Source organism: Kribbella sp. NPDC020701 (assembly GCF_055562215.1).
Genome location: NZ_JBVHFT010000010.1, coordinates 104,401 through 125,072 on the forward strand (window position 1 = coordinate 104,401; position 20,672 = coordinate 125,072).

The 20,672-nt window shown below is 68.2% G+C and carries 18 protein-coding genes; 9 read left to right on the forward strand and 9 right to left on the reverse strand.

Annotation, left to right across the window (positions count from 1 at the left end):
* Positions 1-9 precede the first annotated feature (9 nt).
* The 3 genes from ACZ3HV_RS24105 to ACZ3HV_RS24115 all read left to right on the forward strand — a co-directional run bounded on the left by ACZ3HV_RS24105 (position 10) and on the right by ACZ3HV_RS24115 (position 2,571).
* Positions 10-567 carry a hypothetical protein gene (locus ACZ3HV_RS24105; RefSeq protein WP_465687222.1) on the forward strand — a complete coding sequence of 186 codons (558 nt, stop codon included), beginning with the start codon at positions 10-12 and terminating at the stop codon, positions 565-567.
* A 31-nt stretch (positions 568-598) separates the two neighbouring features.
* Positions 599-1,684, forward strand: coding sequence for a winged helix DNA-binding domain-containing protein (locus tag ACZ3HV_RS24110; RefSeq protein ID WP_465687223.1), 1,086 nt, complete (start codon positions 599-601; stop codon positions 1,682-1,684).
* 62 nt (positions 1,685-1,746) lie between these two features.
* Positions 1,747-2,571 (forward strand): aldo/keto reductase, encoded by an 825-nt coding sequence (locus ACZ3HV_RS24115; protein WP_465687224.1) that lies wholly within the window; start codon positions 1,747-1,749, stop codon positions 2,569-2,571.
* 165 nt (positions 2,572-2,736) lie between these two features.
* Here ACZ3HV_RS24115 and ACZ3HV_RS24120 read toward each other — a convergent pair whose 3' ends face one another.
* Positions 2,737-3,780: a LysR family transcriptional regulator gene (locus tag ACZ3HV_RS24120; protein WP_465687225.1), complete on the reverse strand. Its 1,044-nt coding sequence runs from the start codon at positions 3,778-3,780 to the stop codon at positions 2,737-2,739.
* 352 nt (positions 3,781-4,132) lie between these two features.
* On the opposite strand from ACZ3HV_RS24120, the gene ACZ3HV_RS24125 reads away from it, so the two are divergent.
* Positions 4,133-5,032, forward strand: coding sequence for a LysR family transcriptional regulator (locus tag ACZ3HV_RS24125; protein ID WP_465687226.1), 900 nt, complete (start codon positions 4,133-4,135; stop codon positions 5,030-5,032).
* A gap of 7 nt (positions 5,033-5,039) precedes the next feature.
* On the opposite strand, the gene ACZ3HV_RS24130 is transcribed toward ACZ3HV_RS24125, so the two are convergent.
* Together ACZ3HV_RS24130 and ACZ3HV_RS24135 are read right to left on the reverse strand one after the other, a co-directional pair.
* A complete protein-coding gene (locus ACZ3HV_RS24130) occupies positions 5,040-7,349 on the reverse strand; it encodes a N,N-dimethylformamidase beta subunit family domain-containing protein (RefSeq protein ID WP_465687227.1) in 2,310 nt (769 codons plus the stop codon).
* Between the two features lie 311 nt (positions 7,350-7,660).
* Positions 7,661-8,431 (reverse strand): SDR family NAD(P)-dependent oxidoreductase, encoded by a 771-nt coding sequence (locus ACZ3HV_RS24135; RefSeq protein ID WP_465687228.1) that lies wholly within the window; start codon positions 8,429-8,431, stop codon positions 7,661-7,663.
* Between the two features lie 52 nt (positions 8,432-8,483).
* On the opposite strand from ACZ3HV_RS24135, the gene ACZ3HV_RS24140 reads away from it, so the two are divergent.
* The 3 genes from ACZ3HV_RS24140 to ACZ3HV_RS24150 all read left to right on the forward strand — a co-directional run bounded on the left by ACZ3HV_RS24140 (position 8,484) and on the right by ACZ3HV_RS24150 (position 12,219).
* Positions 8,484-9,134, forward strand: a complete 651-nt coding sequence (locus ACZ3HV_RS24140; protein ID WP_465687229.1) for a pyrimidine 5'-nucleotidase — start codon at positions 8,484-8,486, stop codon at positions 9,132-9,134.
* A gap of 245 nt (positions 9,135-9,379) precedes the next feature.
* Positions 9,380-10,084 (forward strand): FadR/GntR family transcriptional regulator, encoded by a 705-nt coding sequence (locus ACZ3HV_RS24145; protein ID WP_465687230.1) that lies wholly within the window; start codon positions 9,380-9,382, stop codon positions 10,082-10,084.
* A gap of 179 nt (positions 10,085-10,263) precedes the next feature.
* A complete protein-coding gene (locus ACZ3HV_RS24150; protein WP_465687231.1) occupies positions 10,264-12,219 on the forward strand; it encodes a glycosyl hydrolase family 28-related protein in 1,956 nt (651 codons plus the stop codon).
* Positions 12,220-12,238: 19 nt separating this feature from the next.
* Here the strand turns inward: ACZ3HV_RS24150 and ACZ3HV_RS24155 are convergent, their stop codons facing one another.
* Positions 12,239-13,810, reverse strand: coding sequence for an MFS transporter (locus ACZ3HV_RS24155; protein ID WP_465687232.1), 1,572 nt, complete (start codon positions 13,808-13,810; stop codon positions 12,239-12,241).
* A gap of 115 nt (positions 13,811-13,925) precedes the next feature.
* On the opposite strand from ACZ3HV_RS24155, the gene ACZ3HV_RS24160 reads away from it, so the two are divergent.
* Together ACZ3HV_RS24160 and ACZ3HV_RS24165 are read left to right on the forward strand one after the other, a co-directional pair.
* On the forward strand, positions 13,926-14,348 hold the full coding sequence (locus ACZ3HV_RS24160; RefSeq protein WP_465687233.1) for a MarR family winged helix-turn-helix transcriptional regulator: 423 nt from the start codon (positions 13,926-13,928) through the stop codon (positions 14,346-14,348).
* A 42-nt stretch (positions 14,349-14,390) separates the two neighbouring features.
* Complete coding sequence (locus ACZ3HV_RS24165) at positions 14,391-15,542, forward strand: pyridoxal phosphate-dependent aminotransferase (RefSeq protein WP_465687234.1); 1,152 nt, start codon at positions 14,391-14,393, stop codon at positions 15,540-15,542.
* A 128-nt stretch (positions 15,543-15,670) separates the two neighbouring features.
* On the opposite strand, the gene ACZ3HV_RS24170 is transcribed toward ACZ3HV_RS24165, so the two are convergent.
* From ACZ3HV_RS24170 to clpB, 5 genes are all read right to left on the reverse strand, one after another.
* The gene (locus ACZ3HV_RS24170; RefSeq protein WP_465687235.1) at positions 15,671-16,282 is read right to left on the reverse strand and encodes a hypothetical protein; all 612 of its coding nucleotides are present in this window, start codon (positions 16,280-16,282) and stop codon (positions 15,671-15,673) included.
* A gap of 99 nt (positions 16,283-16,381) precedes the next feature.
* Positions 16,382-16,744 carry an ArsC/Spx/MgsR family protein gene (locus ACZ3HV_RS24175; protein WP_465687236.1) on the reverse strand — a complete coding sequence of 121 codons (363 nt, stop codon included), beginning with the start codon at positions 16,742-16,744 and terminating at the stop codon, positions 16,382-16,384.
* Positions 16,745-16,759: 15 nt separating this feature from the next.
* Positions 16,760-17,332 (reverse strand): hypothetical protein, encoded by a 573-nt coding sequence (locus tag ACZ3HV_RS24180; protein WP_465687237.1) that lies wholly within the window; start codon positions 17,330-17,332, stop codon positions 16,760-16,762.
* 48 nt (positions 17,333-17,380) lie between these two features.
* Entirely contained in the window at positions 17,381-17,977 is a 597-nt protein-coding gene (locus tag ACZ3HV_RS24185) for a hypothetical protein (RefSeq protein ID WP_465687238.1), read from the reverse strand.
* 64 nt (positions 17,978-18,041) lie between these two features.
* A complete protein-coding gene (gene clpB / locus ACZ3HV_RS24190; RefSeq protein ID WP_465687462.1) occupies positions 18,042-20,624 on the reverse strand; it encodes an ATP-dependent chaperone ClpB in 2,583 nt (860 codons plus the stop codon).
* Positions 20,625-20,672: the final 48 nt, after the last annotated feature.

A 20,672-nucleotide genomic window follows, 5' to 3' on the forward strand; every position in this document is an offset into this window, starting at 1 on the left:
AGGAGAATCGTGCGTCAAGTGCTGTCGGTTGTTGGTGTCGTCGGGTTGCTGGGTGTCGCCGGGTGTGGTGGGGGTGAAGAGCAACCGGTTGATGCCGCACCATCGAGTACGGCGCTGTCGCCGAGCAGTACCCCCGCCCCGGTGCGGAGTGTTCCGGTGGTGAGGGCTACGCCGGTGCCGATGAGTCTGGCTGCCGCGGGTCAGCGGTACCTGCAGGTGACCCGGCCGTACAACGTCGCCCTCGAACGCTTCGAGAAGGCCGCCAACAACGGCTCGTCGGCCGCCACCCTGCGAGCGCGGGCCCGGGCGGTAGCCGCGGCCAACCTCGCCGAGTCCAAGCAACTCCTGGCCATCACCTGGCCGCCGAAGGTCGCCCAGCAGATCCGAACCTTGGCCCAGGCCGACACCGCCGCGCGCCCGCACTGGCTGAAGGCCGCCGAGGCGGACAACCTCACGGAGATGGCTAGGCACGTGAAGCTCGCCTCGGCGGAGAGTGGCAAGTCGCCCGCCGCCGAAATCCGCCGCCTCCTGAACCTGCCGAAGTACGACGAGAAGGACTACAGCTGACTTTGTCGGAGCCGCCGGGCAGGATGCCTGCATGGTGGTGATGAGTGGGCGGGCGGTCAATCGGGCGACGCTGGCGCGGCAGTTGCTGCTGGAGCGGGAGAGTGTCTCCGCGGTCGACGTGGTGGGGCGGCTGGTGGGGATGCAGGGGCAGGAGCCCAAGCATCCGTACGTCGGCTTGTGGTCGCGGATCGGTGGGTTCGAGGAGTCGGAACTCGATCGGGCGGTGGCTGATCGGGAGGTGGTGCGGGCGACGATGTTCCGCGGGACCTTGCATCTGGTGACAGCCGCGGACTATCTACGGTTTCGGACGACGGTGTCGCCGGTGCTCGAGGCGGGCTTGAAGGTGCTCGGGGATCGAGGGACCGGGCTGGAGCCTGCGAATGTAGTTGCGGCGGCGAAGAAGCTGCTGGCGAAGGAGCCGTTGACGTTCACCGAAGTGCGGGATGCGTTGCAGAAGCAGTTCCCGGACGTGAACGAGCGAGCGCTCGGCTTCTGCACGCGCATGCTGGTGCCATTGGTGATGTACCCAACGGACGCCCGCTGGAGCTGGTCCGCGAACGCGCGCTTCACACCGGCAGAGGATTGGATCGGTGGCAAGCTGCACACGCGCGCCGAGCCACAGGAGCTGGTCACCCGGTACCTCGCGGCCTTTGGACCGGCCACTCCCGCGGACTTCCAGACCTGGTCCGGGCTGCAGAAGGCGAAGCCGTTGTTCGACGAGCTCGAGCTGGAGACCTTCACGGACGAGGCCGGCAAGACGTTGTACGACGTACCGGATGGGCCGCGGCCGGACCCGGACACTCCGGCGCCCGTGAGATTTCTTCCCGAGTTCGACAACATCCTGCTCTCGCACGCGAAGCGGGAGCGGATCATCGCGGACGAGCACAAGCCGGCTGTGTACACGAAGAACCTCCGGGTCAAAGCGACGTACACCGTCGACGGCTTGGTCGCCGGGCTGTGGACGGCCGAGAAGAAGCGTGGTGTGGCGACTCTCACCGTGACGCCGTTCGGGCGAACTCTGAAGAAGACGCTGACCGAGCTGGAGCGTGAAGGGACCGCGCTGCTGCGGTTCCTCGAGCCAGATGCGAAAACCCACGAGGTGGTTACGGGGAGTTAATGAGGTTGTTGTCACACGTCGGATGACTGGGCCAGAGCCCTTCGGCCCGGTGGAATAGACAAATGAGCACAGTCCCCACCATCACTCTGGACAACGGCGTCGAGATCCCGCAGCTGGGCCTGGGGGTCTGGCAGATCGAGGACGAGATCGTCACCGACGTCGTCACGACCGCGTTCGAGGCCGGGTACCGGCACATCGACACCGCCGCCATCTACGGCAACGAGGCCGGCGTCGGGCGCGCGATCGCCGCGGCGGACCTGCCCCGTGACGAGCTGTTCATCACCACCAAGCTGTGGAACAGCGACCAGGGCTTCGACAGCACGCTGAAGGCGTTCGACACGAGCCTCGAGCGGCTCGGCCTCGAGTACCTCGACCTGTACCTGATCCACTGGCAGTCGCTGCAGCGGGACAAGTACGTCGACACCTGGAAGGCGTTCGAGCAGCTGTACGCCGACAAGCGGGTCCGCGCGATCGGCGTCTCCAACTTCCACGAACCGGCGCTGCGGCGGCTGTTCGAAGAGACCACGATCCGCCCGGCGGTGAACCAGATCGAGCTGCACCCGGCGCTGCCGCAGGACGAACTGCGCGCGTTCAACGCGGAGAACGACATCGTGACCCAGGCGTGGAGCCCGCTGGCGCAGGGCGAACTGCTCTCGCAGCCGGCCCTGAAGACGCTGGCCGACAAGCACGGCAAGACCCCGGCCCAGGTGGTCATCCGCTGGCACCTGCAGCTCGGCAACGTGGTGATCCCGAAGTCGAAGACCCCGAGCCGGATCCAGGAGAATTTCGCCGTCTTCGACTTCCAGCTCGACAACGACGACATGGCCACGATCGCCGACCTCGAGACCGGCATCCGCACCGGCGGCGACCCCGACATCTTCGGCTGACCCACCCGCCACCCATCCCGCCCGCCACCCATCCCGCCGGCCACTCATCCCGCCGGCCCGGCCCGGCCCCACCGCGCCGCGCCATCCGGCGAACCCTCCAACTCAGTGGGCAGCCCCTCAGCTGGAGGGTTGCCCACTGAGAATCTGAGCGGGCAACCCTCCAGGTCAGGGGGCAGGCTCAAGGAGTTCGAGGAAGCGGGCCAGGGCTGGGGAGCGGTTGTCCGGGGACCAGGCTACGGAGAGTTGCCAGGGTGGTAGGTCGTCGGACAACTCGCGGTAGACGACCGCTTCCGGGTTGGTCAGCGGGGTCGGGCTGATCAGCAGCGAGACTCCGAGGCCGGCGGCGACGAGCGACACGATCGTCTGTACGTCGGCCGCCTCCTGCTCGATCCGCGGCAGGAACCCGGCCGCCCGGCAGAACCCGACGATCGTGTCGTGCACCGCGGGACCGCTGGGCCGCGAGTAGAACACGAACGGCTCGTCCGCGAGCTCGGCCAACCGGATCCGCTTCCGCCGCGCCAGCCGATGCCGCGCCGGCAGCACCGCCACCAGCGGATCCGCCGAGACCGCCCGCGACGCCAGCCCAGGCGCGAGCTGTACGACGACCGTCCCGCCACCCGGCGGCTCGTCCCCTCCGCCGCTCGCCTCCAGCCGCTTCCCACCCCCTCCACCGCTCGCCGCCAGCCGCTTCCCACCTCTTCCTCCGATCGAGGCTGGCGAGAGCCCGGTGATCGGGTCCTTGGCACCGACCGACGCCGGAGCGTTCGGCCGGAGCAGGCCGACATCGATGCGGCCGTCCCGCAGCGCCTCGGTCTGTTGGAGGGTCGTCATCGTCTCCAGATCCAGGACCACGTCCGGATAAGCGTCGCGGAACGTACCCAGCAACCGCGGCAGTGCCTCGTGGGTCGCGGACTGGACGAACCGCAGCCGCAGTGTCCCGAGCTCGCCCCGCTGCGTTCGCTGCGCCGCGCGTACTGCTTCGTCGGAGCGCCGGAGCAGGTCCTGTGCGTCGGCCAGGAAGGTCGCCCCGGCCGCGGTCAGCACGAACCGGCGGCGGACCCGGGCGAACAGTTCCACGCCGAGATCGTGCTCGAGCGCCGCGATCTGCCGGCTGAGCGACGGCTGGGTCAGATGCAGCCGGGTCGCCGCCCGGCCGACGTTGAGCTCCTCGGCCACCACCACGAACGATCTGAGCTGCCGTAGTTCCATACCCACGATCATGCACCACATGCATCAACTCTGCGAAGAACTTTCATTGGACGTATCACTGTGCCGGTTCTTACTGTCGAAGAGACGAAAGGAACTACCGTGCACTACGTCCCGTTCTCCGTGATCAAGTCGATCCACGAGCAGACTCACTCCGCTATGCCGAACGCACCGGTCCGGCCCTATGTCCCGCGGCGTCGTCCACTCCGCGCCGCCGTCCGACGCCTGCTGCAGCGGCAGGCACAACCCGCACCCGCCCCGCAGCCCGCACCGACGCCGGCATCGGCGCCGCGCGCTGCGCTGACACTGGTCGCCTCGGAGCAGTCCGCCGACCAGCTGTGCGAAGCTGAGGTCCGTGATCGAGGTACGACGCCTACGGGTGTTGCGCGCGCTGGCTGACCACGGGACCGTGACGGCGGCCGCCGAGGTGCTGCATCTGACGCCCTCGGCGGTCTCCCAGCAACTGGCCGCCCTGGAATCCGAAGTCGGCCAGGAGCTGCTCGAACGCCGCGGCCGGCGGGTCGCGATCACCTCGGCCGGCCGCCTGCTCCTCGCCCACACCGACACGATCCTGACCGAGGTCGAACGCGCCGAAGACGCGATGCGCCTGCACGCGAACGGCGCGAACGGCGAGGTCCGCGTCACCGCCTTCGCGACCGCGATCAGCCTGCTCGTCGCCCCCACTCTGACCCGCCTCCGGGAAACCAACCCCGGCCTCGACCTCGTCGTCCGCGACGCGGAAGGCCATCAAGGCATCACCCAGCTGCTCGACGGCGACGCCGACATCGCGATCGCGGTCGAGCACCGCGGCTCACCCCGCGCCGACGACCAGCGCCTGATCCGGATCCCCTTGTACGCCGAGCCGTTCGTCGCCGTGCTCCCGCCGACGCACCCGGCCGCGGCAGGCGGGACTATCGAGCTCGCTCAACTCGCAGCAGACGACTGGGTGATGACGGCTCCCGGCAACCCGATCCGCGACGTCGTACTGCTGGCGTGTGAGCAGGCCGGCTTCCAACCACGCGTGGTCCATCAATCCGACGACTTCCGGGCCGTCGCCGCGCTGGTGGCGGCCGGCGGTGGTGTCTCGCTCGTCCCGCGCCTCGGCGTACCGACGCCGACTCTCGCGGTGATCCGCCCACTGCCCGAGCCGGTCCCGACCCGACGCGTGTACGCCGCAATCCGCTCAAGCCGAGCCGATCACCCGCTGGTCTCCGCAACCCTCGCCGTACTCACCGAGGTCGCCGAGAAGCTGTAATCCGCCATCACGGTTCGTTGTCAACGGGGAGCTGCTGCTGGGGAACGGCGACCCGTACCACGGCGGCCGTGTCCACCGGCGGCTTGATCGTCCCGCGGCCGACCCAGTCGGTGATGTTGTTGACCATGATCGTCACGACCTGCTGTGCGGCCGCCGACGGTGTGGGGATGTTCCAGTTGGACGGGCAGCGGCGTACCAGGAAGCAGCCGTAGGCGAAGGTGGAGCCGTTGAACACCCGGGCTCCCGATGGTGCGACGAACGCAGTCGCATGCATCGGAGTCGCGCGGCCGCTCGTCCGGCAGATACCGGTGCCGCTGGCAACAACGGTCAGCCCTGGATGCTTGTACAGACCGGGCCAGACGAAGTCGACCTCACCGGCGAGGAACCCTGGTACGGCGGTGCCGGCCGAGGTGCCCTGGAACAACCAGCCGCTTCCGGTGGTGAGGGTGTGGCCCAAGTCGGCGCAGAAGTACTCGGCACCAAGCAGCGGCTGCGACGCATAGGCATCACCCAGGTAGCGCCAGGTCGTCGAGTCGAAGCCGGCCGTGTACCGGTCGACGTCCCATGCCCGCCGACTGCTGTCCGTGAACGCAATTCGCCGGAACGCCGCGTTCGCTCCGAGACTGGCCACGTTCACGCCTCGCGTGATCGCCTGGCTCAGCGCCGCCCGCATAGGCAGCGAGTAGTACTCGTCGTGCCCCGGCAAGAAGATCGTTCCTGCCCGCAACGGCAACTGACCACCGAACTCGTCGAGGTCGTTGTCGGTCCAATAGGTGACGTCCAAGCCCATGGATTCGGCCCAGAAGACCAGCCCCTGCTCGAGAGGCAGGAACTGACCGGAACCCTGCCCCTCGTTGTACGGACGATCGAAGGTCAGGCGGCCCGATCCGGTGTCCAATCCGGTGTAGAAGCTCACGCCGCCGTACTTGTTGTACGCCTCCCACGTCGTGTTCGCCTGCTGGATCAGCAGATCGTGCTTGGTCCCCGTGTCATCCCGGACCGTCAGCGGAGCGTACGACGCGAACCGGCCGTCGCTGACCCGGATGAGATACGTGCCGGGCACCCAGTCGCTCGTCACCGGAATGCTCAACGTCTTCGACCACGACGCGGCCGACGTCATCTGCAGCGGGTGACCGTTGGCCGTACCACCGGTTGTCGGGGCGGGTTGCACAATGGTCGGCGCGTTGTCCGTGCGCCACACTTCACGCGCTCCGAGGCCGGCGTAGTGCCCCATCCGGTAGGCCACCACGCTGACGGGATTGCCGGAGGTCACCTTGATGTCCACGGTGTCACCGCAGCTCGCCGAAACCTCCGTGAGGTACGCCGCCAGCGTCCCGTTCATACTGTCCGGAATGACCCACGCACCGGTGCCCGCCTTTGCGTTCTCGGCGGTCGTCGTCGGCCAGGCGGACGGGCAACCTGCCGGAACCGGGCGGAACGGGGCGACTGCCACCGCCGGCATCGGTGCGGGTGGCGCGATCAGGGCCAAGGTTCCCGAGCCGGACATCATCAGGCCGCCGGTCGAGCTCGTGGCCGAAACCGCCAGCGTGAAGATACCGCCGTACTTCGACAACACCGCTCCGTAGATCGGGATCGCCAGTCGCGCTCCGGCCGCATAGCTCCGCAGAGTAAATGCCTTCCAGGTCGCGTAGCCACCCGAGGTCGTCAGCGTCCCGTTGACGCTGGTGACAGCTCCCGACGTGCCGGCCGGCAGCTGCATCCGAACGGCAGAAAGGATCCCCGGGCTCGTGAGTGTGCCGTAGTAAGACAGCGTGGTCTTCTGCCCCGGGATCGGGTTGCTCGCGGTGATGGCTACGTTCGGAGAGATCGTCACCGGCCGGGTCAGTGTTCCGGTACCGGACGAGAGCACCGCACCCGTGGTGGCGGTCGCCTTGAAACTCAGCGTCCACGGTCCACCGCTCGGCAGCCGGAGGCCGTAGAACGGGATCACGAAACGGGTGCCTACGGCAACCTTTATCGTCTTGGTCGGTGTCCACCGCAGGACGCCGGGCGAGACGGTGCGGACCGTGCCGTTCACGGAGGTGACTATCCCGGTGGAACCCGTCGGGATCGTGACGACGATGTCGCGCACGGTTCCCGCTGCGGTCGCGGAGGCTCGGTACGTCACTGTGGTGGTGCCATTCGAGCCTGCGGTCCCCGTGATCGTGACGTTGGCCACGACCGCCGATGCCGGTCCGGCGACAACTGCCAAAGTTGCTGCCACCAGCAGGAGTGCCATGGCCGCCGCGGTCCATTTCCGCCGAACCGACGAGAATCTCCTGCCCATCCGGCGTCGTACGGCGTCGCTGATGTCCATGGTGCTTCCCCCCTGCCTCCGCGGAGGAATGCACGCCCCGATCCGTCAATCCCCCGCTCGCACTCCTCCGCTCACCCCGGAGGCCCCTTCAAGTGCGAACTAGCAGCAGGATCGCACAAAGTCAGCAATGTCCCTAGGGACTCATAGCCACGCCTACGCTGAGCAGCACGGGCGTCGCGTTCGGTGGAGGAATTAGTTTGGCTACGCCAACGGTATTTGGTTGGTTATGCCAACGGACATCCGAACGACTGCCGCGTCGTCGATCGCGCTGAGCAGTTACGCCGCCACGTCCGCGCGACCGCTTCGGCCAGTCAGGCGCGGCGCCGGCCACCGTCCAGGCCCACGGTCGACACCCGTGCGATCAGTGCGCGCGGGGTGTAGCGGGCGGCGGCGACGATGAGTTTGTAGCGGCGGGTGGGGATCGAGATCGCCTTGCCGCGCATCAGGTCCTTCCAGGCGGCGTCGACCAGGTCGCCCGCGTCCAGCCACAGGAACGACGGGATGAGCGACTTGTCCATCCCCATCCGCTCGTGGAACTCGGTGTGCACGAACCCCGGGCACAACGCCATCACGGCAACGCCCTTGGAGTGCAGCTCGACCGCCAGCCCGGCCGAGAAGTTCGTCACCCAGGCCTTGTGCGCGCTGTAGACGTTGCGCTGCAGGAACCCGGCCACCGACGACACGTTGATCACCGCGCCCGAGCCACGCTCGATCATCGGAAGCACGGCGGCGTGCGTGAGCCGCAGTACGACGCGGACCAGCAGATCGAGCTGGTTCTCCTCGGCCTCGATCGTGTTCGCCCAGAAGGGCTTCTTCTGCCCGAAGGCGGCGTTGTTCACCAGCACCTCGACCGGCCCGGTCCGGAACCGTTCCTCCACCCGGGCCAGGTCGTCCGCGTCGGTCAGGTCCGCGGCCAGCACCTCGCACGCGACACCGTGCAGGCGGGAGATGTCGGCCGCGACCTCCTTCAGCCGCGCCTCGTCGCGCGACACCAGCACCAGGTCGTACCCCTCCAGCGCCAGCTTGTCCGCGAACGCTCGGCCGATCCCGCTCGCCGGCCCGGTGATGAGCGCAGTCGCCACGTGTCAGTCCTCCCGTCGGTGACGCACCCCAGTCTGTCACTACTCTGGTCTGGTGCTCACGGACATCGACACCTGGGTGCTCGACCTCGACAACACGCTGTACCCAGCCGGCTCCGCCTTGGCCGGCCAGCTCACCCACGGCATCCTCTCGACGATCGCCGAGTACTACGACACCGACGTCGCCGGCGCTCGCCAGATCCAGGCCGAACTGGTCGCGCAGTACGGCACGTCACTGCGGGGAGCGATGGTGACCGGCACCATCGATCCGCACGACTTCCTCAGCTTCGAGCGCCGGATCGACTACTCGGTCATCGCTCCGGACCCGACGCTCGCCACCGCGCTCACCGCACTGCCCGGCCGCCGCTACGTGTACACGAACGGGTCGGCGTACCACGCCGAGCAGGCACTCGGGCAGCTCGGCTTGACTGCCTGCTTCGACGGCATCTTCGACATCCTCGCGGGCGAGCTGATCCCGAAGCCGTACGCCGAGAGCCTGGACGCGTTCCTGAATCTCTTCGGTATCGAACCCACCCGGGCAGCCATGTTCGACGATCTCGAAGTCAACCTCACCCTCCCGCGGGAGCGCGGGATGGCGACGATCCTGATCGACGGCAGCGGTACGCCGTACGAACAGCTCGACCGGCGGCACTGGCGGGTGCGAGATCTGCCGTCCTTCCTGCAATTGCTGGCCGCCCAGCGATAGGGCCCGGCGTACAGCCCGTTGCCGCCTAGGACCAAGTGGTTGGCATCGTGAGGGTCGAGCGCCATGACCGAAACCGGCGTGGTGGACAGCCGCCGTACTGTCCGACCACCGTCGTCGGAGCGACGTCTGAGGAATTGGTCGAGAGTTCGTGGCGGCTTCGCGATCAGTAGGCGAGAACGACCAGAATGTGACGGCAAATGGTCTGAGGACTTACCCTTCACGGGGGATATCGAGGAGGGTGGCGAATGGCAGCTACGGACAAGGCGCTGGCCGGCCTGCGGCAGATGATCGCGTCCGGCAAGCTCGGCCCGGGGGCCAAGTTCCCGCCGGAGCCCGAGCTGTGTGACCACCTCGGCGTCTCCCGCAGCTCGTTGCGCGAGGCGGCCCGGTCGCTGGCCGCGCTCGGCGTGATCGAGTCGCGGCACGGCTCGGGGACGTACGTCTCCGCGCTGGATCCCGCCGAGATCATCAGCCGGTTCTCGCTGTCGGTCGAGCTGATCCCGCTCGAGGGAGTCCTCGAGCTCCTCGAGGTCCGCCGGGTGCTCGAGTCCCACGCCACCGCCGCGGCCGCGGCCCGCCAGGACCCTGAGCTGCAGGCGCGGCTGGGCGACATCCTCGACCGCCTCGAGGCGACCACCGACGCGACCGAGATCCAGCACCTCGACGCCGAGTTCCACGGCGCGATCTGTACGGCGGGCGGCAACCCGACCGTCACCGCGCTGACCGGCGTGATCCGCGGCCGGGGCGGTCACTACCGCATCTTCGAACCCGGCGCGGACTTCGACGCGATCAAGCGGACCAGCGACCGCGGCCACCGCGCGATCCTCGACGCCATCGCCACCCGCGACCCCGCGGCCGCCGCCACCGCGGCCTCCGCCCACATCGCCCAGACCGAACTCTGGCTCCGAGCCATCCGCCCCGAACCCCAGGTGGAACTCCCCGCCGACTGACCACCTTGGGCACCCACCAACCACAATCCGCGGGCAAGAACGGTTGACCGGTGCCCAAGGTCGCGCCGCGCGACGGCGACATGGTCGTGGTTTGATTTTTTCTGGTTCTTGTCGAGATCTTGCGGTGAGTTGGTTGGATGCATAACCTCCAGACACGTTCGTCCGGAGGGGATCCGCCAATGTCCCGATCACACCTGCGCCTGACTGCCGTCGCACTCTCGACCGCCCTGCTCGGCGGCCTGCTCATCAGCCCCGCGTCAGCTCACCCGGCCGCGCGGATCACCCGCGCCGGCCTCGATCCCGCGCTCGTCGCCGGACGTGGAGCCGACGTCCCGTTCGTCGAGCAGGAGGCCGAGAACGCCTCCTTCACCGGCGAGAAGATCGGCCCGAGCCGGGAGGCGTACACGTTGCCCGCCGAGGCGTCCGGGCGGACCGCCGTACGCCTGCAGCCCAAGCAGTACGTCGAATTCACGCTGACTCGGGCCACCAACGCTTTGACGCTTCGCTACAGCATTCCGGATGCGCCGGGCGGTGGTGGGATCACAGCGCCGCTGGACGTCACGGTGAACGGCAAGCACAAGCGGACGATGACGTTGACGTCGCAGTACGCCTGGCTCTACGGGATGTATCCGTTCTCCAACGACCCGAACGTCGACCCGATCCCGGGCTGGTGGAAGCCCGAGCCGGACCCGGTCGCCAAGCCGTTCCGGCCGAACCACTTCTACGACGAGCAGCGCATGCCGCTCGACCACACATACCAGGCCGGTGACCGGGTCCGGTTCGCCGTACCGCGCAACACACCAGCGGCCTGGACCGTCCTCGATGTCGCCGACTTCGAGCTCGTCAACGCACCGATCCGGCAGCCCGCCCGGTCGCTCGACGTCCGGCTGTTCGGCGCCGACCCGACCGGCCGGCATGACGCGGCGCCCGCGATCGAGCGCACCATCGCGGCGGCGCAGAAGATCGGCTGGTCGGTATTCATTCCGGCCGGCACCTTCCAGGTCAACCGGCACATCGTGGTCGACAAGGTGACGATCCGCGGCGCCGGGAACTGGTGGACGATCATCAAGGGCAAGGTCCTCCCCTTGCCCGAACCCGCGCCGGACAAGTCCGTACACAGCGCCCCTGGTTTCTACGGGAAGTACGCCGCCGACGGCGGGAGCACCCGGGTACACCTGGCCGACTTCGCGATCGAGAGCGACGTACGCGAACGGATCGACACCGATCAGGTGAACGGGATCGGCGGCGCGATCGGTGGCGGCTCGACGATCGAGAACCTCTACCTGCACCACACCAAGGTCGGGATCTGGCTGGACGGTCCGATGGACGGCCTGCTGATCCGCAACAACGTCATCACCGACGCGGTCGCCGACGGGATGAACCTGCACCTCGGCGTCTCGAACGTGAGGGCGACCAACAACTTCATCCGCAACAGCGGCGACGACGGCCTCGCGATGTGGTCGGAGTCCAACCCTTCCGGCGCGGTGAACCACGACAACGTCTACGACCACAACACGGTCCAGACGCCTGTACTCGCGAACAACATCGCCATCTATGGCGGTCGCGACAACGCGGTCACGGACAACCTGGTCGCCGACCCGATCCGCGAGGGCAGCACGTTGCACGCCGGATCGCGGTTCAACGCGACGCCGTTCGAGGGGACGCTGACGTTCGCCCGCAACACCACCGTCCGGGGCGGTCCGCGGGATCTCAACTGGGACATCGGGCTCGGCGCGATCTGGCTGTACGCGTTGCAGTCCACGATGTCCGGGACGATCGAGATCACGGACAGCTCGTTCCTCGACTCGACGTACAACGCGGTGATGTTCGTCGTCGACTGGCCGGTCAAGGACGACTACGCGATCACGAACGTTGCCGTGCGCAACATCAAGGTCGACGGGACCGGGACGAACGTGGTCAACGCCCGGGTCGGCGGCTGGGCGACGTTCGAGAACGTCGACACCCGCAATATCGGCGCTCCGTTCGTCAACAACTGCGGCACGTTCCACTTCGACGGGCCGCCGGAGTTCGACGTACGGCTGCTGGCCGGCAACGACGGCGGCTGGACCGGCGCGACGTGGTGCGAGGACCGCCCTGCCGTCGTACCGCCACCGCCGCCGTCACCCTGGAACTGAAGCCCGGACCGTCAGCCCATCACAATCGCCCGGTGCCGGCGCGCTCCCGCCTGAGGGGCCGCGGTTCCGGCGATTGTGATGGCGTGGCGGTCCGGAATGCCAGCACCAGAACGATCGCGCCGACCAGGACGATGGCCCCGCCGACCAGCGCCGCGGTGTGCATGGCGTGGATGAAGGCGTCGTCCGCGGCCTTCACCAGATCCGGGCGGCCCACCGTGCCCGCCACGTGCCGGGTCGCCTCGGCCGACGTCCCGGCCGCCTCCCGGACGCCGGCCGGCAGACCGGCCAGCGACGACGCGATCCGATGCTGGTATGCCGACGAGACGATCGTGCCGAGGATCGCGACACCGAGGACGCTGCCGACCTGACGGAGGACGTTGTTGACCGCTGATCCGGCACCCATCCGATCGAGCGGGAGCGTCGCCATCACGGCGGCCGTGGTGGGCGCAGTGGTCATGCCGATCGACAGGCCGACCAGCCCACCGACGACGCCGATCCACACCAGCGGGGTGTCGACGTCGTACAGCACGTTCAGCGCGGCACACACTGCGAGCGTGAAGACCGCCGTACCCGAGACCTTGGCCACTCCGAACCGGGCCGCCAGCCGGGCGCCCAACTGTGAGCCGACGATCACACCGGTTGCGGCAGGCAACGACATCAGGCCGGCCGACAGCGCGCTCATCCCGCGCGCACCCTGCAGGTAGAACGCGAGGTAGAAGCTCTGGCCGGTCAGGTTGAGAAAGACGACCGCCAGGGTGAAGTTGCCGGCCGCGAAGCGGCGGTTGCGGAACAGGCGCGGGTCGAAGCTCGGCTGCTGTTCGCGCCACTCGGAGAAGATGAACCCGGCGAGCAGGACCAGACCGCCGACGATGCTCGCCCAGACCTGCCAGCGGCCCCAGCCGCCCTGGTGGCCGCCTTCGATCAGTCCGTACGAAAGACCTAGCAGGCCGAGGGTGGACAGCCCGAGGCCGAGCGGGTCGAGCCTGCGGCGCTGCGGGCTCCGGGGGTTCGGCAGGACGAGTGCGGCGCCGAGCAGGCCGAGCGCGACGATCGGCAGGTTGATGGTGAAGACCGATCCCCACCAGAAGTGGTCGATCAACAGGCCGCCGGGCACCGGGCCGACGGCGACGCCGACGCCGGCCGACGAGCCCCAGATCGCGATCGCGCCGGCCCGGCGCTCCGGCGGGAAGGTCCAGCCGATGATCGCCATCGACGGCGGCATGATCAGCGCGCCGCCGAGGCCCATGGCCGCACGCGCCAGGATGAGCGCGACGGGGTCGGTGGCCCACGCGGCCCAGGCCGACGCGGCGCCGAAGATCAGCAGCCCGAGCATGAGGATGGTCCGGTGGCCGTAGCGGTCACCGAGCGCACCGGCCAGGAACAGCGCGGTGGCGAACAGCAGCGAATAGATGCCGACGGCCCACTGCAACTGGCCGGGCGTGGCGCCGAGCCCGTGCACCGGGTCGGCGAGGCGTTCGAGCGCGATCCCGAGGACGGTCGAGTCGATCCAGATCAGAACGGCCGAGACGACCAGGATCGCGAGGATGCGGCGTTGTTCGAGCGTGCCTGGTGGGGGGTCGATCGTGGACACGAAGTCTCCTATGATTGTCAGGACCCTGACGAGATTCACATCGTCCTAGATTGACAGGAACCTGTCAATCACCTTTTCGTCTTCCCGTGTCCGCGGGACCGGCAGAATGGGGAGCATGGAAGACGACGGCTGCGTGACTTTTCTCGTCCGGCACGCCTGGCTGAGCATGCGTTCGGCCCTCGCGGAGGCTCTCGACGAGCACGGGCTGTCGGTGCAGCAGTACGGGACACTGCTCTGCGTGCGGAAGGATCCGGGCCTGACCATCGCCGACGTCGGCCGAGTGGTCGGCACGACCCGGCAGTCGGCGAACGAGCTGATCACCGGGATGGAGCGGGCCGGCCTCGTCGAGCGGCAGCCGAACCCGAAGGACCGGCGTACCCAGCAGGTCCACCTGACCGCCGCCGGGGCGCGGCGGCTGGCCGAGGCGGCGCCCGCGATCCGCAAGCTCGAGGACGAACTCGAGGCGTCCTTTACCGCCGCCGACCGCAGCACCGCCCGCGCCTGGCTGACCCACATGGTGGAGACGATCGAGGGCTGAGCACGCGGTCCTTGGCTGACGAGGCGAGTTAAGGTCGGGGGCATGCGCGCACACGCTGAGCGGTTGACCGGCCTCGGTACGACGATCTTCGCCGAGATGTCCGCCCTCGCGGTGGCCACCGGCTCGGTCAACCTCGGCCAGGGATTCCCCGACAAGGACGGGCCGGACTCACTGCTCGAGGACGCGATCGACGCGATCCGCGCCGGCGCGAACCAGTACCCGCCGGCCCGCGGCGTCCCCGCGCTCCGGCAGGCGATCGTCGATCACCAGAAGCGGTTCTACGGTCTCTCGTACGACCCCGACACGCAGGTCCTGGTCACCACCGGCGCCACCGAAGCGGTCGCCGCCGCGCTGCTCGCGTTCGTCGAGCCCGGCGACGAGGTGATCGCCCTCGAGCCGTACTACGACTCGTACGCGGCCGGCATCGCCTTCGCCGGCGGCCGCCGTGTCCCGGTCACCCTGCGCGCCCCGTCGTACCGGCTCGACCTGGACGAACTCCGGGCCGCGGTCACTCCGCGCACCAAGGTCCTGCTGATCAACTCGCCGCACAACCCGACCGGCACCGTCCTCACCGACGAGGAGCTCCGCGGGATCTGCGCCGTCGCGATCGAGCATGACCTGGTCGTCATCACCGACGAGGTCTACGAGCACCTCGTGTACGACGGACTCGAGCACCGGCCGCTCGCGTCGTACGACGGAATGTCCGAACGGACCGTGTCGATCAGCAGCGCGGGCAAGACGTTCGCGGTCACCGGCTGGAAGATCGGCTGGGTCACCGGATCGCCTGCCGTGGTGACGGCGGTGACCACCGCGAAGCAGTTCCTCACCTTCACCTCCGGTGCACCCTTCCAGCCCGCCGTCGCCCATGCGCTTGCCCTGGGCAACGACTACTTCGACGCCCTGCGCGCCGACCTGCAGTCGCGCCGCGACCTCCTCTGCGACGGTCTGGCCGACCTCGGCTTCGAGGTCCACCGCCCGCAAGGCACCTACTTCGTCACCACCGACATCCGCCCCCTCGGCCACACCGACGGCATCACCTTCTGCCGCCAACTCCCCGAACGCACCGGCGTAGTAGCCATCCCCCACCAAGTCTTCTACGATAACCAAGCCTTCGGCCGCCCACTGGTCCGCTGGGCCTTCTGCAAACAACCCACAATCCTCCAAGAAGCGTTGACCCGCCTCCAAAAACTCTGAGGCTTGTGGATGCCCGCGAGACATCGACCGGGCGCTTGTGGCAGACTTGAAGTAGCTCGCCAGGTGCTGCTTGGTGAGAAGTGAAGCTGGGACCCCCACCGGAGGATGGGACCCAGCTTTCGCGCTTTCTAGCGGACTTCCACCTGGTGCTCGGTCAGGATCTCCGACATCGCCAGCAACCACCGCGGCTCGCCGAGCCTGGCCGCCGTGACCGCGCCCGCGACGGCGTCGGGGATCCACAGCATCGGCTCGTCTCTGGGCCGCGCGAAGCCGACCTTGAACCCGCGGGGAATCAAGCCCTTGTCCCGGGCGTAGTCGACCAGCCGAAGGTCACGGCGGTCAGGTGTGGCGGTGCGCGATTCCAGCCAGACGTCGGTCACGCCGATCAGGGCCAGCTCGTAGAACAGGCGCTCCATGCAGCACCGTCGGGCACGCTCTTGCTTCGACCGATGGACCGGCGATCCCGCGGTGACGATCGCGGCCAGATCGAGCGACGCGATCGCAGCCGCGATGCTGTCCCGGCGTTTGCTGGACTCGTCGACCCAATGCAACCGGCCGGTCTTGGTCAGAGTGAGGTCACGTAGCACCTCCCGCATTCCACTCACTGATGCGGTCTCGATCACCGCGGCGGCCAGTGTGTACGTGCCTCGCGGATGTAGCGGACCGTCAACGATCACCGACTCGTCGACCCAAGCGGACAAGGTGAATTCGCCGGCGGATGGGAGGGTGGAGTCGCGCACTCGAAGGATTGTCCAGGAAATCCCGGTGCGATCGTTGGCGCCATCCACAGGCTTTGGCGGGCAGCCTGGGGCATCGCGGGGCAGATGCCGGGCGCGGCCTCAGTCAGGTGTTGTGGGGAGGAAGCGGGAGAGGGTTTCGGGGTCTCGGGGGATGGCTGTGGTTGTGTCGTCGGCGGTGAGGATGGGGCGTTGGATGAGGATGGGGTGGGTGATCATCGCGTTGATCCAGTCGGGGCGGTGGGCCTCGTCTCGGGGGAGGTCTTGGAGGGGTTTGGCTTCGGGTTCGTTGTGGCGGACCAGGTGCCAGGGGTCGAGGTCGAGGCGGGTGAGGACGGCTTCGAGTTCTTCGGCGGTGGGTGGGTCATCGAGGTAGCGGCGGACGGTGTAGTCGACGCCGGCCTCGTCGAGGGCCTGGGTGGCGGCTCGGCATTTCGAGCAGGCGGGGTTGATCCAGATCTCCACGGGGTGGCCCTTCGGTCAGCGGCGGTGGAACCAGAGCTTGGTGGGTTGCTGGAGCATGAGGACCAGCAAGGTGATGTGGATCGCCAGACCGAGAATGCTGCCAGGCAGTGCCACCACCCCGCCCGTGATGCCCATCGCGGCGACGCCGATGAGCAGATAGCGGGCCCACGGGCGGCGTTTGCGCAGGAAGATCGCCGGCAGCGTGTACACGACGGCACAGAACAGGGCTGCGGCCACCGCGACGCCCTGATTGTCCTTGTCACCCGTGAGAACCTCGGCGACCTGCTCGCCCGCGGACGTCAGCGCGAGGCCGGCGAGCAGCACGCACAGCGCCCCGAGACCGAGCGCGATCATCGCGGCGATGGTGACCTGCTTCGGCGGATTCTCCTGGTAGCTGGACGTGTCCGCACCGTACAGACCGCCGTACGCACTCGGACGATCGCCGTACGGCGCTGAGCCGGGCGGCTGCGATCCGGGCGACTGCGGACCGGAGGGACCAGGGACTGCCGGACCGGAGGCGGAACCGAAGACGCCGCGGTACGGACCGGGCCTGTCCTCGGTCGAGTCGTCGCCGTGCTGCTCGGTCATGTGGTGAAGAGTTCCTTCCAGCTGCCCCCTGCCCCCGATCCTCCCAGATCAACCAAGCGTGACGGTGATATCGAGGTGCGGGAAGACCAGGTACGGCTGCAAGTCCTCGGCGGTGAGAGGAGCGGCGGGCCTGAAGCGCACCGTCGTACCGGTGGTTCCATCCGATGCGATCGCCTCGAGATCACCGACCGGGACGCCATGTTCGTACCGCTGGGTCCAGGAACCATTGAGGCGACGGTTCGTGTGCGTCAACGAAGCGCTGAGCGCCGCGACCACTGACATGCCCCGGCGCGGACGTCCATCCGGCAGCAGCGGGGCGCCCGAGGCCCGGAAGAAGCGCAGGTCCTCGGTCGCCATGATCGGCTTCTTCACGAGGTTGCCGTCCTCGTCGACGCGAGTGTCGGTCCCGCGGCCGTTGTCCGTGACCGAGATCGAGCCGTCAGCGTGGAGAATGACCACGCAACTCCCCCGCCGTCCCGCCGCCTCGGCCTCGTCGTCCGGGTAGGCGATGACCTCCAGCACGAGGTGCAGTACGCCGGGCGCGTAGACGTCGGCGTGATCGCGGATCTGCTGCAAGTGAGCGAGATCCACCGATCCGGACCAGTCGTGCGTGGTGTTGACCCAGTCGGCCCGAGGTTGTGTCACCAACCCATTCTCCCCGATAAGAAAGCCGGGCCCGGTTGAAGAAACCGGGCCCGGCTGAACGAGGTCAGGCGGGGGCAACCTCGAGGGTGTCCTTGGCCTCGCTGAGTGTCACCTGGACGGTTTCGCCATCCCGGATGGTGCCGTTGAGGATGCCTCGGGCGAGCTCGTCGCCGATCGCGGACTGGACCAGGCGGCGGAGCGGCCGGGCGCCGTAGACCGGGTCGTAACCGGTCATGGCGAGCCACTCCATCGCGCCTTCGTCGACCTCCAGCATGATCCGGCGGTCCGTCAGCCGCCGCTGCAGCGCGGCGATCTGCAGCGCGACGATCTGCGTCAGCTCCTCACTGCCCAAAGCATCGAACAGCACGATCTCGTCGAGCCGGTTGATGAACTCCGGCTTGAACGACTGCCGCACCACGGCCATCACCTGGTCACGCTTGGCCTTGTCGTCCAGCGACATGTCGGCCAGGTAGGCCGACCCCAGGTTGCTGGTCAGGATCAGGATCACGTTGCGGAAGTCGACCGTACGGCCCTGGCCGTCGGTCAGCCGACCGTCGTCCAGCACCTGCAGCAGGATGTCGAAGACCTCGGGGTGCGCCTTCTCGACCTCGTCGAGCAGGATCACCGAGTACGGCCGGCGGCGGACAGCCTCGGTGAGCTGGCCACCCTCCTCGTACCCGACGTACCCGGGCGGGGCACCTACGAGCCGCGCGACGCTGTGCTTCTCGCTGTACTCCGACATGTCGATGCGAACCATTGCCCGCTCGTCGTCGAACAGGAAGTCGGCCAGCGCCTTGGCCAGCTCGGTCTTGCCGACACCGGTCGGACCGAGGAACAGGAACGAGCCAGTCGGCCGGTCCGGATCGGAGATGCCCGCGCGCGCCCGCCGTACGGCGTCACTCACGGCCTGGACCGCCTCGCGCTGACCGATCAGCCGGCGACCCAGTTCGTCCTCCATCCGGAGCAGCTTGCCGGTCTCGCCCTCGAGCAGCCGGCCGGTCGGGATGCCGGTCCACATCGCGATCACCTCGGCGATCTCGGTCGGGCCGACCTCCTCGTTGACCATCGCGTCCGGGCCGTCGGTCACCTCGGGCTCGGCGGAGGCTTCCTCGAGCTCCTTGGTCAGTTCCGGGATCTCGCCGTACAGGATGCGGGACGCGGTCTCGAAGTCACCCTCGCGCTGGGCCCGCTCGGCCCGGCCGCGCAGCTCGTCGATCCGCTCCTTGATCTCACCGACCCGGTTCAGGCCGGACTTCTCCTTCTCCCACCGCGATTCCAGCGCGCGCAGCTCCTCCTCGCGGTCGGCGAGGTCTGCGCGCAAGCGCTCGAGCCGCTCCTGGCTGGAGGCGTCCTCCTCGCGGGCAAGCGCGAGCTCCTCCATCTTCAGCCGGTCGACGGTACGGCGGAGCGAGTCGATCTCGACCGGGGAGGAGTCGATCTCCATCCGCAACCGGGACGCGGCCTCGTCAACCAGGTCGATCGCCTTGTCAGGAAGCTGGCGGCCGCTGATGTAGCGGTGCGACAGCGTCGCCGCGGCGACCAGAGCGGAGTCCGAGATCGCGACCTTGTGGTGCGCCTCGTAGCGCTCCTTCAGACCGCGCAGGATGGCGATCGAGTCCTCGACCGACGGCTCGCCGACGAACACCTGCTGGAAGCGTCGCTCCAGCGCCGGGTCCTTCTCGATGCGGGTCCGGTACTCGTCGAGGGTGGTGGCGCCGATCATGCGCAGCTCACCACGAGCCAGCATCGGCTTCAGCATGTTGCCGGCATCCATCGAGCCGTCACCGGTCGCACCGGCGCCGACGACGGTGTGCAGCTCGTCGATGAAGGTGATGATCTGACCGTCGGACTCCTTGATCTCGGTCAGCACGGCCTTCAGCCGCTCCTCGAACTCACCGCGGTACTTCGCACCCGCGACCATCGCACCGAGGTCGAGGCTGATCAGCCGGCGACCACGCAGCGACTCGGGCACGTCACCAGCCACGATCCGCTGAGCCAGCCCTTCCACGACGGCGGTCTTGCCGACGCCGGGCTCACCGATCAGGACCGGGTTGTTCTTGGTACGGCGGGAGAGCACCTGGACCACCCGGCGGATCTCGGAGTCACGCCCGATCACCGGGTCGAGCTTGCCGTCCTTTGCCCGCTCGGTCAGGTCGACGCCGTACTTCTCCAGCGTCTTGGTGGTGCCCTCGGCCTCCGGGGAAGTGATCCGGCGGTTGCCACGCATCTCGTCGAACGCCTTCAGCAGCGCGTCCGGCGTCACGCCGAGCGCGGTTTTGGCAGCGCCCTCAACGGTGGCGAGTGAAATCAGCAGGTGCTCGGTGGAGACGTACTCGTCCCCGAGCCCGAGGGCCCGCTGCTCTGCCTGGTTCAGCACGTCGCCGGTCTTCGGCGACAGGCTCGGCGCCTGCACGCTGCCGCCACTCGCCTTCGGCAGCCGAGCGAGCTGCTCGGCGGTCTTGCGGCGTACGGCGTCGACGTCGCCGCCCGCGGCCTCGAGGAGACCGATCGTGGTCCCCTCGGGCTGCGCGAACAGCGCGGACAGCAGGTGAACGGGCTCCACGGTCGGGTTGCCCGCCGCGGAGGTCTGACGGATCGCGACCGACAGGGTTTCCCGGGCCAGCGTCGTCAACCGCTGAACGTCCATCTGGTTCCAGCCTTTCAAGCTCACGTAACAACAGTCACTGGGTACAAC

Bases quoted from the DNA above. Each gene is read 5' to 3' on its own strand.
- ACZ3HV_RS24130 (WP_465687227.1), bottom strand. From the start codon at position 7,349: ATGGACATCAGCGACGCCGTACGACGCCGGATGGGCAGGAGATTCTCG.
- ACZ3HV_RS24180 (WP_465687237.1), bottom strand. From the start codon at position 17,332: ATGACCGAGCAGCACGGCGACGACTCGACCGAGGACAGGCCCGGTCCG.
- ACZ3HV_RS24145 (WP_465687230.1), top strand. From the start codon at position 9,380: ATGGCAGCTACGGACAAGGCGCTGGCCGGCCTGCGGCAGATGATCGCG.
- ACZ3HV_RS24165 (WP_465687234.1), top strand. From the start codon at position 14,391: ATGCGCGCACACGCTGAGCGGTTGACCGGCCTCGGTACGACGATCTTC.
- ACZ3HV_RS24160 (WP_465687233.1), top strand. From the start codon at position 13,926: ATGGAAGACGACGGCTGCGTGACTTTTCTCGTCCGGCACGCCTGGCTG.
- clpB (WP_465687462.1), bottom strand. From the start codon at position 20,624: ATGGACGTTCAGCGGTTGACGACGCTGGCCCGGGAAACCCTGTCGGTC.
- ACZ3HV_RS24150 (WP_465687231.1), top strand. From the start codon at position 10,264: ATGTCCCGATCACACCTGCGCCTGACTGCCGTCGCACTCTCGACCGCC.
- ACZ3HV_RS24110 (WP_465687223.1), top strand. From the start codon at position 599: ATGGTGGTGATGAGTGGGCGGGCGGTCAATCGGGCGACGCTGGCGCGG.
- ACZ3HV_RS24120 (WP_465687225.1), bottom strand. From the start codon at position 3,780: ATGGAACTACGGCAGCTCAGATCGTTCGTGGTGGTGGCCGAGGAGCTC.
- ACZ3HV_RS24115 (WP_465687224.1), top strand. From the start codon at position 1,747: ATGAGCACAGTCCCCACCATCACTCTGGACAACGGCGTCGAGATCCCG.